Origin of the sequence: Polaribacter sp. Q13, from assembly GCF_016858305.2 — a bacterium.
In the GTDB taxonomy this organism is placed as follows: domain Bacteria; phylum Bacteroidota; class Bacteroidia; order Flavobacteriales; family Flavobacteriaceae; genus Polaribacter.
This window is the reverse complement of record NZ_CP074436.1, coordinates 2,182,103-2,195,784: the sequence shown is the minus strand read 5'-3', so window position 1 is coordinate 2,195,784 and position 13,682 is coordinate 2,182,103. Positions and strand designations below refer to the sequence as shown.

10 protein-coding genes and 1 tRNA gene are annotated in these 13,682 nt (G+C 32.3%); 8 read left to right on the top strand and 3 right to left on the bottom strand.

Annotated features, from left to right (window positions below; all coding sequences use genetic code 11):
* Window positions 1-19: 19 nt before the first annotated feature.
* Together dnaE and JOP69_RS09280 are read right to left on the bottom strand one after the other, a co-directional pair.
* On the bottom strand, window positions 20-4,360 hold the full coding sequence (gene dnaE / locus JOP69_RS09285) for a DNA polymerase III subunit alpha (RefSeq protein ID WP_203394206.1): 4,341 nt from the start codon (window positions 4,358-4,360) through the stop codon (window positions 20-22).
* 556 nt (window positions 4,361-4,916) lie between these two features.
* Window positions 4,917-5,366, bottom strand: coding sequence for a PA2169 family four-helix-bundle protein (locus JOP69_RS09280; protein WP_203394205.1), 450 nt, complete (start codon window positions 5,364-5,366; stop codon window positions 4,917-4,919).
* A 353-nt stretch (window positions 5,367-5,719) separates the two neighbouring features.
* Here JOP69_RS09280 and JOP69_RS09275 point away from each other — a divergent pair, with 353 nt between their 5' ends.
* The 3 genes from JOP69_RS09275 to JOP69_RS09265 all read left to right on the top strand — a co-directional run bounded on the left by JOP69_RS09275 (window position 5,720) and on the right by JOP69_RS09265 (window position 11,011).
* Entirely contained in the window at window positions 5,720-8,893 is a 3,174-nt protein-coding gene (locus JOP69_RS09275; protein WP_203394204.1) for a TonB-dependent receptor, read from the top strand.
* A 69-nt stretch (window positions 8,894-8,962) separates the two neighbouring features.
* Window positions 8,963-9,964 carry an endonuclease/exonuclease/phosphatase family protein gene (locus tag JOP69_RS09270; protein WP_252191218.1) on the top strand — a complete coding sequence of 334 codons (1,002 nt, stop codon included), beginning with the start codon at window positions 8,963-8,965 and terminating at the stop codon, window positions 9,962-9,964.
* A 12-nt stretch (window positions 9,965-9,976) separates the two neighbouring features.
* Window positions 9,977-11,011: an alkaline phosphatase D family protein gene (locus JOP69_RS09265; protein WP_203394203.1), complete on the top strand. Its 1,035-nt coding sequence runs from the start codon at window positions 9,977-9,979 to the stop codon at window positions 11,009-11,011.
* Between the two features lie 131 nt (window positions 11,012-11,142).
* Here the strand turns inward: JOP69_RS09265 and JOP69_RS09260 are convergent, their stop codons facing one another.
* Window positions 11,143-11,772: a Crp/Fnr family transcriptional regulator gene (locus JOP69_RS09260; protein WP_203394202.1), complete on the bottom strand. Its 630-nt coding sequence runs from the start codon at window positions 11,770-11,772 to the stop codon at window positions 11,143-11,145.
* A 328-nt stretch (window positions 11,773-12,100) separates the two neighbouring features.
* Here JOP69_RS09260 and JOP69_RS09255 point away from each other — a divergent pair, with 328 nt between their 5' ends.
* From JOP69_RS09255 to JOP69_RS09240, 5 genes are all read left to right on the top strand, one after another.
* Complete coding sequence (locus tag JOP69_RS09255) at window positions 12,101-12,643, top strand: 30S ribosomal protein S16 (protein WP_203394201.1); 543 nt, start codon at window positions 12,101-12,103, stop codon at window positions 12,641-12,643.
* A 19-nt stretch (window positions 12,644-12,662) separates the two neighbouring features.
* Complete coding sequence (gene rimM, locus JOP69_RS09250; protein ID WP_203394200.1) at window positions 12,663-13,190, top strand: ribosome maturation factor RimM; 528 nt, start codon at window positions 12,663-12,665, stop codon at window positions 13,188-13,190.
* 5 nt (window positions 13,191-13,195) lie between these two features.
* A tRNA-Ser gene (locus tag JOP69_RS09245) sits at window positions 13,196-13,282 on the top strand.
* A gap of 47 nt (window positions 13,283-13,329) precedes the next feature.
* The gene (locus JOP69_RS18815) at window positions 13,330-13,539 is read left to right on the top strand and encodes a four helix bundle protein (protein WP_368378382.1); all 210 of its coding nucleotides are present in this window, start codon (window positions 13,330-13,332) and stop codon (window positions 13,537-13,539) included.
* Window positions 13,490-13,678, top strand: a complete 189-nt coding sequence (locus JOP69_RS09240) for a four helix bundle protein (protein ID WP_203394199.1) — start codon at window positions 13,490-13,492, stop codon at window positions 13,676-13,678. The genes JOP69_RS18815 and JOP69_RS09240 overlap by 50 nt, the downstream gene beginning before the upstream one ends.
* Window positions 13,679-13,682 lie beyond the last annotated feature (4 nt).

Genomic DNA, 13,682 nt, shown 5'->3' with positions numbered 1-13,682 from the left:
TTTTTTCTGTTAATTAGAATCAATTCAATTTATAAGCAATTTGTTGTTTATCTAAATCAGCTAACAACTCGTTGGTAATATGAACTTTTGTATTTCTACTAGGTAAACTAATTTCTAGTTTTTCCTTTTCGTCCCAAATAGTGAAATTTAAATTTTGTTTACCAGGTGTCTTTTTTAATATGTTTTCTAAAGTGGAAATAGATTCTTCTTTAATTTCACTTAAAGGAAGTTGAATGGTTACTTTTTTACAGAGTTCATCCATAATATCATGTAACAATTTCATTTCTAGAAACTTTAGTCTTGGTTCGCCAACAACTCCTGTTTCTTTATTGGTCCAACCAGGTTGTACGGTTGTACGTATAAATAAAAACTGATTAGGTACTAAGAAATGTTGCATTCTTAGGTAATCTTCCCCAAAAATTCTAAATTCATTACTATCTCCATAATCTTCAACGGTAAACATTGCCCAACCTTTACCGGCTTTAGAAACTCTGTGTTGTACATCGGTAACAATTCCTGCAAAAGCTAAATTCATGTTTACAAACTTTGCAAGATCTGCTTTAAAGTATTTTAAAGATGCGTTGCAAAATTTTATTTCGTTTTTAAAATCATCTAAAGGATGTGCAGAAATATATATTCCAATAACTTCTTTTTCTTGTTGTAATAACTCCATGGTTCCCCAAGTTTCACATTCTGGAATATCGGGTTCTGGAAATTGAACGGTAGAAGCTTCGCCAAACATAGAAACTTGCGCAGAGTTTTCGTTTTCTTGATATTTATGCCCAAACTTCATGGCGCGCTCTAAAAAGGTCATTCCTTTTTCATCTGTGGCAAAATATTGAGCTCGGTGTGTATCTGTAAAAGAATCGAAAGCACCTGCTTTTATCAAACTATCAAAAGATTTTTTATTGGCAGCTCTTAAATCTACACGTTTAGATAAATCAAAAATTGAGTTGTAATTTCCATTTTCTTCTCGTTCTTTAATAATAGCTCTCACGGCTCCGGCACCAACACCTTTTACGGCTGCCATTCCAAAACGGACAGCACCTTCATTATTTACGGAGAATTTTAAATATGATTCATTTAAATCCGGACCAAAAACTTGTAATTCCATTCGTTTACATTCTTCCATAAAGAAAGAAACCGATTTAATATCGTTCATATTATTGGAAAGTACAGAAGCCATATACTCGGCCGGATAATGCGCTTTTAAATACGCTGTTTGATATGCTATCCAAGCATAACAGGTAGAGTGAGATTTGTTAAAGGCATAACTTGCAAAGGCTTCCCAGTCTTTCCAGATTTTCTCTAATTTTTCTGGATCATGACCTTTAGCTGCAGCTTGTTCCACAAATTTTGGTTTCATTTTATCTAGCACCGCAATCTGTTTTTTACCCATTGCTTTACGTAAAACATCGGCTTCACCTTTGGTGAAATCTGCCAATTTTTGCGATAAAAGCATTACCTGCTCTTGGTAAACTGTAATTCCGTAGGTCTCTGCCAAATATTCTTCCATGGCAGGTAAATCGTATTCTATATCTTCGGTTCCATGTTTTCTATTAATAAAAGACGGAATGTATTCCATTGGTCCAGGTCTGTACAAGGCGTTCATTGCTATTAAATCGGCAAATACGGTTGGTTTTAAAGAGCGCATGTGTTTTTGCATTCCGGGAGATTCATACTGGAAAACACCAACGGTTTCTCCTCTTTGGAATAATTCATACGTTTTTACATCTTCTAAAGAAAAATTCTCTGGATCTAGTGTGATGCCATGTCTTGCTTTTACAATTTTAACGGTGTCTTTAATTAAAGTTAGCGTTTTTAATCCCAAGAAATCCATTTTCAATAAACCTGCAGTTTCTACTACAGAGTTATCAAATTGGGTAACGTACATGTCGGAATCCTTTGCCAAAGCAACAGGTACGTAGTTGGTAATATCTCCAGGAGTAATAATTACACCACAGGCATGAATTCCGGTATTTCTAACAGAACCTTCTAATATTGTTGCTTTATTTATCGTTTCGGAAACCAAATCGGTTCCGTAAGACATTTGTTTTAATTCTTCTACAAGTACTTTTTCTTCTGCACGTAAACCATCAACTTTACCTTTACTTTTTGCATCATCGCCAAAAATATTTTTCAGCTTAATTCCCGGAATTAATTTGGCAATTCTATCGGCTTCAAAAAGTGGTAAATCTAAAACTCTGGCAGTATCTCTAATAGAAGATTTTGCAGCCATGGTACCGTACGTAATAATTTGTGCTACTTGGTTTGCACCATATTTATCAATTACATAATCCATTACACGCCCACGACCTTCATCATCAAAATCAATATCAATATCGGGCATGGATACACGTTCTGGATTTAAGAAACGCTCAAAAAGTAAATCGTATTTAATTGGGTCAATATTTGTAATCCACAGACAGTAGGCAACTACAGAACCTGCCGCAGAACCACGCCCGGGACCAACGGCAACATCCATTTTTCTTGCTGCTCTAATAAAATCTTCTACAATTAAGAAGTATCCTGGATATCCTGTTTTTTCAATAACTTCTAACTCAAAATCTAAACGTTCTTTAATGGATTCTGTAATTTCTCCATATCGTTTTTTAGCACCTTCAAAAGTTAAATGTTTTAGGAAGTTATTCTCTCCACGTTTTCCGTTATCTTTTTCATCTTCCGGATCTTTAAATTCATCACCAATATTAAAAGCAGGTAATAGTACATCTCTTGCAAGCGTAAAAATTTCAATTTTATCTACAATTTCTTGAATGTTGCTAATTGCTTCAGGAATATCAGCAAACAACTTTTTCATTTCGTCGGTAGACTTAAAATAATACTCTTGGTTTGGTAAACCATATCTATAACCACGTCCTTTACCAATAGGAGTAGCTTGCTTTTCGCCATCTTTTACACACAATAAAATATCATGTGCATTTGCATCTTTCTTCTCTAAATAGAAGGTGTTGTTAGTGGCAATAATTTTTACCTCATGCTTTTTAGAAAACTTTAGCAAAGTTTCGTTTACAATTCTTTCGTCTTCCTGATCATGACGCATCAACTCGATATACAAATCGTCGTTAAATTGTTCTTTCCACCAAATTAACGCTTCTTCAGCTTGTTTCTCTCCTAAATTTAGAATTTTACTAGGTACTTCACCATATAAATTCCCTGTTAAAACAATAATGTCTTCTTTGTATTGTTCTACGAGTGCTCTATCAATTCTAGGAACATAGTAAAAACCATCTACAAATGCAGCAGAAGACATTTTTGCTAAATTGTGATACCCGTTTTTATTTTTTGCTAGTAAAACAACCTGATAACCGTTGTCTTTTTGCGATTTATTTTTATGATCTTCACAGATATTAAACTCACAACCAATAATTGGCTTCATGGGAGTTTCTGCGTTTTTATTATGACTTAAAACAGCATTCACAAAGTGAAAAGCACCCATCATATTCGCTGTATCTGTCATAGCAACCGCAGGCATATTGTCTTTTGCTGCGGCTTTTACAATATTACCCAATTGCATGGTACTTTGTAAAACAGAATATTGCGTATGATTATGTAAGTGCGAAAATTGAACATTTTCTAATTCGGCTAAACCTTCAGAAGTAGATTTAGTTTCTTTAACGCCTTTTAATTTCTCTAAACGTTTACGAATTATTTCGCTTTCCTTTTTTAGATTGATGTGTTTTAAACCAATTACCTCAATTGGTTTTGGGTTTGCTTCAGAATAATTTTTAAAATAATCATCATCTACATCTAATTGCTCTTTGGTATATTCTCTTAAACGAATTAGTTCTAGAAAACAACGAGTGGTTGCCTCCACATCGGCAGTTGCGTTGTGTGCTTCGCCAAAACCAACTCCAAATAAATGATTGTGCAATTCCGTTAACGTTGGTAATTTAAATTTACCACCACGACCACCAGGAATCTGACACATAGTAGCCGTTTTTTCGGTACACGTATCCAGAATAGGGAGTGAGGTTAAATTACTTTCTATACCTAATCTATGGAATTCACATCCCATAATATTTAAATCGAAATTTAAATTCTGACCAACAATAAACTTCGTTTTTGCCAATGCTTCGTTAAACAAAACCAAACCTTCGTTTAAAGAAATTCCTTGTTCTGCGGCTAATTCCGTAGAAATTCCGTGAATTCTTTCTGCATCATACGGAATATTAAAGTTGTCTGGTTGTATTAGAAAATCGTTGTGTTCTAACACTTTCCCCATCTCATCATGCAGCTGCCAAGCAATCTGTATACACCTTGGCCAGTTGTCTGTGTCTGTCATTGGAGCATTCCAACTTTTTGGTAAACCGGTAGTTTCAGTATCAAAAATTAAGTACATAAATCTGTGTAAATGTTGAAGCGTTTAACTGTTTAAAAGAACATGTAAAAATAGAAATTTGTTCTTACAAATGATGGATGAGTTGTTTTCTTTTATCAACAAATTTTCTCTTAGATTAGTGCTGATTGTTAACGAGTATCATACCAGAAATTAGTATTTGATTACACTAAGCGTAAACGAAAGTAAGCTTGCGTATGTTTTTGGGCGTGCCCATTTTTAAAATCATTTAGATAGTAGCATTAAGTTTTTGTTTTAAAAATGGTCAGGCTATCCGTTGCAAGTCCTCGTTCGTACCTCACTGTGGGCTTGGAATTAATCTTGAGCGAAGTCGAAAGGCTACTATCCTTCACGCGGAAGAATCATTTAGTTTGTCATTTTGAATGTAGAGAGAAATCTCATATAGATGCTCAGGTTTATTTTAATTGCATTATGCGGCTAATAATTGTACTCGTTTGTAATCGATGATTTTGAAAATTAAATAAAAAGCCAATCCAATAAAGGATTGACTTTTTATAGTGTTATGTGAAATTAGTTTTAAGTTTACTAATGTTTTATTTTAGGCTAATTCTTCTTTTACCATTAATAAATTAACGGCACCTTGAATTTTCTGTTTCTGCATTTCTATCATCTTTCTAGTTGATGGTGCAAATTCATTATCTTTATCTAGAATTTCAGTATATTCTTCTAAACTAGTTCTTTCTCCTCTAATGGTTTCTTCTAAAATTGCCTCTTCATCATTTGAGCTAAATAATGATTTTAATGTCATCCAGTTTCTATGCGCCGCTCCTTTTAATGTGCCATTATCTTCTGGTATTTGCCCATAAGATAAAATTTCTGTTCTAAGTTCTTTTGCAAACTGACTTCTCTCGCTAGCTCTCTTTTTAAAGAAAATTTTTAATTTAGGGTTATCTACATTTTCTGCAGCGTTTAAATACCCTTTTTCGGCATCATAATTTTTTTCTAATAATTCGTTTAATTTGTTCGAAATTTTTTCTGTGTACTTCATACTATCGTTTTCATTTTAAATTTCAATAGATTATTTTAAGATGTGTATTGTTTCACATCTGGTACAAAATTAGAAAACAACAGGCTTTGTCTTTAGTGCATAAGATTTAGATTTTAACTCATATACTATTGTTTAAATATTAAGAAATGTTTTCAACTCTAAAATTTGATAAATACTTGTTGATTTGTATAAGTTTAATGAGTGTTTTATGCTAAAAGATGATGGCTATAATCGCTTTTTTCAATATTAAGAAACGTTTAAATTAAGATTAAATCTAAATCAATGTTAATACTTAACATTAATGATTGTCTTGCTAAGTATAGTTTTGGTGCTTATTAAAACTAATCTAACTTATGAAATTATCAGTAGTAAAAAATCGCTTAACCATTAGTATGATGATTACTTTTGGGCTATTATTTTTTAACATTCATCAATCTTTGGGGCAAGCAACAAATGCAACCGTAAAAGGAATAATAACAGACAAAAGTGGAGAGCCTTTAATGGGCGCTACCGTAATTGTTAAAAATACTTCTACAGGATTTAGTTCTGGAGCAACAACTAGTGAAACTGGAAGGTACAAAATTCAACAATTACCTTTAGGAGGTCCTTATTCTGTAACTGCAAAATATTTAGGTTTTACAGAATTAGCTCAAAAAGGTTTTTTATTAAACTTAAATGATGCATTAACTGTTGATTTTGTATTACAAGAATCTGCTACTTCTTTAGATGAGATTGTTATTTCTTCTAATGGTTTAACAAAACGTATTCAGCAAATGGGAGCTTCAACAAAAATTGGAGAAGTTCAAATTAAAAACTTACCATCTGAAGGAAGAAATTTCACAAGACTTACTAGTTTGTCTCCGTTGCAAGGAGCCGGAAGTCTAAATTTAGGAGGTCAAAGAAGTACGTCTACAAATGTAACTATCGATGGTGTTAATTTTAGAAACACTTTAACAGCTGGCGAGGTTGGTAGAGGTCCTTATACGATTTCTCAAGAAGCCATTAGAGAATTTGAAGTTTCTACAAATGATTATGATGTAAGTCAAGGTCGCCAGGGTGGAGGTTCAATTACTTCTGTAACAAAATCGGGTACAAATGAGTTTGAGGGAAGTGCTTTCTTTTACCATAGAGCAGATAACCTTCAAAGTCAATATACCATACAAGGACAAGATAGAGAAGCAGATTTTTATAACTCTCAATCTGGTTTTAGTTTAGGAGGTCCAATAATTAAAGATAAGTTGCATTTTTTCTTAGTTTATGAAAGACAAGATGCAGGAGATCCTCAATTTATTGCAAACATACAAAGTGATAATGATGCAAATAATTTACAAATTTCAGAAGAAAGTTTAAATCGTTTTTTACAAATAGGTAGAGATCAATATGGTTTAAGTGATTCTAAACAAGTAGGGCAATTTGATAGAGTAACAGAAGCAAATAACTTATTTTTTAGATTAGATTGGCAAATTAACGCTAAGCACAGACTAACATTTAGAAACTTATATAATAAATGGGACAATCCTTTAAGTGTAAGTGATAATTCTAATATAGAAGTTGCCGAGTCTTATTCTGATTTTGAATCAAAAGAAAATAGTATGTTTCTGTCATTACGTTCTGCTTTTTCATCGAGCGTAACGAATGAGTTTAAAGTTCAATACCAACATGCAGAACGTGTTTTTGGACCTAATTCAGAATTGCCATCACAAAATATACCAAGAGCAATTGTACAAGTAGAATCTGTTTTGCCAAATGGTAATAGCAGTAGTAGAAGTGTACAATTAGGAGGACAACGTTATTCGCCAGAAACTAATTTAGAAAATCAACTTCAGATATCAAATACAACATATCTTAGCGCAGGTAAATTTAACTTTACGTTTGGTACAGATAACTTAATTACCTACTTAGAAACGCAATTATCTAATGAGCAAAATGGTCGTTTTTTCTTTGATTCTTTAGATGATTTCGAAAACTTAAACGCTTCTAGATATGCAAGAGAAGTACCTTTACAGGGATCTTCTTTAGTGAAACAAACTGTTTTAGATTTATCGCTTTTTGCTCAAGTAGAATTTGATATAAATCCTAATTTAAATATTGCAGCAGGTATCCGTTATGATGCAACAGCATTTTTAGATGATGCAGAATATAATCCTTTAGTTGATCAAGAATTAGGAATTCGTACAGATGTAAAACCAGAAGATTTTGATAATATTCAACCAAGAGTTCAATTAACGTGGAATATTGAAGGAAATGATACTGATATTTTGAAAATTGGTGGAGGTGTCTTTACTTCTCAACCCCATTATTATGCACAAGTTAATAACATTCAAAATAGTGGAACTTTATTAGGAGCTATTGATGTTACAGGTGCAAATGTACCAACACCAGATTTTGAAGGATATAGAAATGACCCAAGTACTGCACCCGGTGTTCCAGCAGGAGTAACTCCATTTTCTACTATAAATGCGGTCAGTCCAGATTTTGAAGTACCAACTATTTATAAAGCAAACGTAAATTATACGCACTTTTTTGGAGATAGATATAGTTTAGGAGTAAATGCTGTTTTTAGTCATACTAAAAACAACTATGTATACCAGGAAGCAAATTTAGTAGCAGAACCTTATTTTGTAACGCCACAAGGTAGAGAGGTTTTTGTACCTGCAAACACAATTTCTTCAAATGGGAATACAGACTGGACGGAGTCTAGAAAATCTGATTTAGTAGGTAGAACTTTAGTGTTAACTTCTGATGGAATTTTAGATAATCTTGCTTTAGTGGTAGATGGTTCTGCTAGAATAGGAAAAGATGGTTATGTAAATGCAAGTTTTACTGTAAATCGTTCTAAAGACAATTCTTCTTACAACTGTTGTGTTGCTAATACGTCTACTTTTTTACCTGTTAAAGGAGATCCAAGAGATTTAAATTATGGTTATTCAGATAATCATTTTGACACTAAAATTGTTGTAAACGGAGCAACACCAACTTGGAAAGGATTTACCTTAGGTGCAACAATTGTGGGGACAGGAGGTACAAGGTATTCTCTTAAATCTGGCGGTAATAGAAGTGCAAATGGAGACTTTAATTTAAGTAATGAAATTGCATATATTTTTAATCCAAATGATGCAAGTACGCCTCAATATATTAAAGATAGTTATAATCAAGTTTTAAATGATCCAGAAACTTCTCAAGGTTTTAAAGATTATTTAAAAGAAAGTTATGGTAGTTTTGCACAAAGAAACGGAGGGAAAAATCCTTTTAGTGCAACAGTAGATCTTCGTCTTGTAAAGAAGTTTAGTTTTTTAAACCCTAAACATGCTTTAGAAATATCTGCAGACGTTTTTAACTTTATGAACTTATTAAATAAAGAGTGGGGACGCAGTCATAATTTTGGAAACAGAAATTTTATGAATATTAACGGATTTGATCAAACAACAAATAGCTACGAATACAATATACAAACAGGTGCTGGTACAGAGCCAATAAACGGAACTCCTTGGAGATTGCAGTTTGGTGTAAGGTATTCGTTTAATTAAAAAAAAATAGTTTGTTTATTTGAGGGTTTGATATTTCTCTGTCAAACCCTTTTTTTAATAGTATAATTTATGAAAAATAGTATTTACATTTTAGTTTTTTTAATTTTAATAAGCTGCGGAGGTTCAAAGAATTTAATAGAAAAAGATGCTTCTTTTTCTGAAAAAAGTTATGTAGGAAAAGAAAATGGAGAAGTAATTCCTTCTGGTTACATTTTTCCTGAAAAAGATAGTTTTAAAGTCCTTTCTTGGAACGTAGAGCATTTTGTAGATTCTTTTAATGATCCTTATATAGATTCTAAAAGGGAAAATAAACCCGATTCTTTAATGTATAATAAAGTAGCAAATTTAGTAACTGCTTTAAAGAAAATAGATGCAGATGTAGTTGTATTGCAAGAATTTGAAAGTGCAAAATTTTTAAGAAGTATTGCTGATGAAAATTTGCCAAACATGGGGTATACCTATTTTGCAGATGTGCCTAGCCAGGGTTGGTATATGAATGTAGTGGTTATGAGTAGGTTTCCGTTAGGTATTATTTATGGATACGGAAATGTAACAACTCCACTTTTAGAGTATAAAAATGAAGAAGGACAATTAGAAACACAAAACACTTTAAATACTAGAATGTGGTCTATAGAAGTATATCCTACTAAAGATTATAATTTTTTACTTACCGGAGTTCATTTAAAAGCAGGTAGAGGAGAACGAAATATAGCAATGAGAAAAGGGCAGATTAACTTTCTGAAACAACAGTATAAGCGATTCTTAAAAGAAGACAAGAACAAAAATATTTTAGTAGTCGGAGATTTTAATAGTGTACAAGGTAGCGAAGAAATTAATCTATTTCTAAATGAAAAAGTAAAGAGAGAAAAATTTATAGATCCATTACCAAAAATAGTAATGACACATACTTCAGATGACCCAAAAAGAAGGTTAGATTATATGTTGATGAATACCAATATGTATAAAGAATATAAAGAAAATTCTGCTGAAGTACCTCAGCTTTTTGCACCGCAAAAAATGAGAGAAATTAGTGATCATTTACCAGTAACCACAACATTTATAATTAAATAAAAAGTTTAAAAAATGAAAAAAATTATTATAGTACTTCTTGTTTTTACAGTTTTGTCTTGTAAAACAACTTCTAAATCAAGTGAAGATAAAGCTTATTCTAAGCAGTCTACAAAAGAAAAAACAGCAGATTTTGTACTTACTTTTGGCTCTTGTAATAAACCTAATCAAAAGAATCTGTTATGGGATGATATTGCTCAATTGAACCCAGATGTTTGGTTATGGGGAGGAGATATTATTTATGCAGACACGGAGAATATGGATAAAATGGAAGCCGATTATAATCTTCAAAAAAAGCAAAAAGGATATGCAAATCTTTTAAAAGAAACGAAGGTTTTGGGAACTTGGGATGATCATGATTTTGGAGCCAATGATGCAGGCGCTGAATATCCTAAAAAAGAAAAAAGTCAGGAACTATTGTTGAATTTTTTGGGAGTTGATAAAAATTCTCCTAGAAGAAAAAGAGAAGGGGTGTATAATTCTGAAGTTATCGAAACAGCTAAAGGATCTGTAAAAATTATTTTGTTAGATACTCGTTATTTTAGAACAATTATTAACAAAAAAAGTGTAAAAGGTGATCAAGATAATCGTACTATTTTAGGTGAACAACAATGGGCTTGGTTAGAAAGTGAGTTGGTTAATTCATCTGCAAAATTTAATATTATTGTAAGTAGTGTGCAGGTAATTGCAGAAAAACATCCTTATGAAAAGTGGGCAAACTTTCCGTTAGAACGTAAAAAACTACTTGATGTAATTGTATCTTCAAAAGCTAATAATGTTATTCTATTGTCTGGAGATCGTCATATATCGGAGTTTTCTAAAGAAGAAGTAAATGGCTTAACTTACCCTTTAATTGATTTTACATCTAGTGGAATGACACACGCAAGTGAGAACTTTACTAAAGAATACAATCCTGCAAGAGTAGGTAAAGTTATTTCTACAAAAAGTTTTGGGGTGTTAAAAATTAATTTTGATAAAAAAGAGGTTGTGATGGAAATGCGTGGAGATGGCACGCTACAACAAAAAATTGTACAAACTTATCCTATATAATAATTTATAAAGGGTTTTAAGTAATATGCCCTTTGCATAAAACTCTTATAAATAGAATTTTTTATCTAGAACACGAAATCTATGATGTTACTTATTTTAAGTCTAAAGGTGGTATTTTGTTTCCAGGGATTTTAAAAAATTAATTGCTTTTCTTTCTGTATTATAGAAGCAACAGTTTGACGGGTGACCCCGATAAGGTCACCCATATCCTGTTTTGTTAATAGGCTAAATAAAATATAAGGTTTGCCATTTGCGTCTTCGATAGGCACACTATAATGGTTTTGAAGAGAAGCTATTCTTTCTTCAATCTGTTTTTCTTTAATGTTTTTTAATTTTACTTCTGCAGCACACCATCGTTTTACTATATAAGAAATAAACCAGTTAGAAATAAATGGAGTTGTTAGCACAGTTGCTTTAAAAAAATCTAAATTGTATACTCTAATTTTACAGTCTACTATTGCTTTTGCGTATTCTTGAAACTGACCATTAAGATATTTGAAATTACCAAAAAACTCTGTATGAGGCAAAACTTCATAAACAAAACTTTCTCCATTGTCTGAGTATCCGCCAAGTTTTACAGCACCTTGTATTATCTCGTAGATGTAGTTTTCTTTGTTTGATGGCAAATATATATATCTATTTTTTTTTACGTTTATTTCAAGTATATGTTCTTCACAAAATTGTATGTTTGAATTATTTATTTCAGAAAATAGGTCAAAATTTTCATAACCGTTATTATTTGGTCTAGGGATGGGAAACATGTAAAAAGGGTTTAATAGATAAAAATAAATGTTTAATTAAGTAGCTGTGTTAAGTTATCATTATTTAACATGTTAAGTTTTTTCTGGAAATATAATTTTTAATAAAATATTTGAGGATTGCGTTAGGGATTGAGCGGTTTGTTTGAGCTCTCCCACATTTTTTTGTGGGAAGCGAGTAGTGAAAGCCCGACCCTTGTGGTAACGCCCTAAAAAATATTGATATTTAGCGTTTTAGTTTGAAAAAGGTTTTGTACTTTTGCGCCCACTTACTACGAGATAGTAAGATTTTTAATAATCAAGGTCGAGAACCTTAACAAATTAACAAATTATGTCTGTAAAGATTAGATTACAAAGACACGGTAAAAAAGGGAAACCATTCTATTGGATCGTTGCCGCTGATGCTCGTGCAAAAAGAGATGGTAAATACTTAGAAAAAATAGGTACTTACAATCCAAACGTTAACCCTGCAGTTATTGATTTAGATGTAGATTTAGCTGTAACTTGGTTACAAAATGGTGCACAACCAACTGATACTGCAAAAAACATTTTATCTTACAAAGGTGCTATGTTAAAGAATCATTTAGCTGGTGGTGTAAGAAAAGGTGCTTTAACTCAAGAGCAAGCAGATGCAAAATTTGCAGCGTGGGTAGAAGCAAAAGCGACTAAGATTTCGGATAAAGAAGCTGGTTTATCTAAAGCACAATCTGATGCAAAAGCAGCAGCATTCGCAGCAGAAAAAGCAGTTAATGAAGCAAGAATTGAAGCAGCTAAACCAGTTGTTGAAGAGGTTGTAGAAGCAGCAGCAGAAACTGAAGCAGAAGAAGTTGCTCCAGATACTATTGATGAAGCTCAAGCAAAATCAGCAGAATAAATTATAAATTTATACGAAGATGCGTAAAGAAGATTGTTTTTATTTAGGCAAAATCGTTACAAAATATAGTTTTAAGGGTGAAGTGGTTATCAAATTAGATACCGACGAGCCTGAGTTGTACACAGAAATGGAATCAGTTTATGTCGAATTCGGGACAAACTTGGTTCCATTTTTTATTGATAAAAGTTCACTACATAAAGGGAATCAGTTACGCGTTCAGTTTGAAGATATTTATTCTGATGAAGAAGCCGATTCTATTTTAAAATGTGGTGTTTATTTACCAAATACAATGTTGCCAAAATTAACTGGCGATAAGTTTTACTATCATGAAGTAATTGGTTTTACCGTTGTGGATGCTAATTTTGGAGAAGTGGGGCAGATTGTTCATATAAATGACAAAGCTGCACAACCTCTTTTTGAAATTGACAGAGATGGAACGGAAATTTTTATTCCGATGGTAGATGAATTTATTAAAAAAGTAGATAGAGAAAACAAAACAATTCAAGTGGATACTCCGCAAGGGTTGATAGATTTGTATTTGTCTTAAAATAAAGAGAGGTGTCTGAGTGGTCGAAAGAGCTACCTTGGAAAGGTAGTGTACTGGTAACGGTACCGAGGGTTCGAATCCCTTCCTCTCTACAAAGGGTTTTAAAATTCAATTTTTAAAATTCCAAATTCCAATTGTTGTGGAGAAAAAAGTATACAATTTAGAAGAAAGAACATACTTATTTGCGAGAGATTGCAGGTTTCTATTGAAAAAATTGGTTAGAAACACTTCCAATAATGAGGATATTAGACAACTTGTTAAGTCTTCTGGATCTATTGCAGCGAATTACATTGAAGCAAATGAAAAGCTTGGAGATAAGGATTTTATTTTTAGATATAAAAATATCTAGAAAAGAAGCAAAAGAGTCCATTCTTTGGTTACGTCTTTTAAGAGATATGAATCAAGAGTTTACTACTGAATTCGAAAAAATGATTCAAGAATGCGACGAATTAAGAAAAATTTTATCTGCAATTATTAATAAAGCCTGATTTT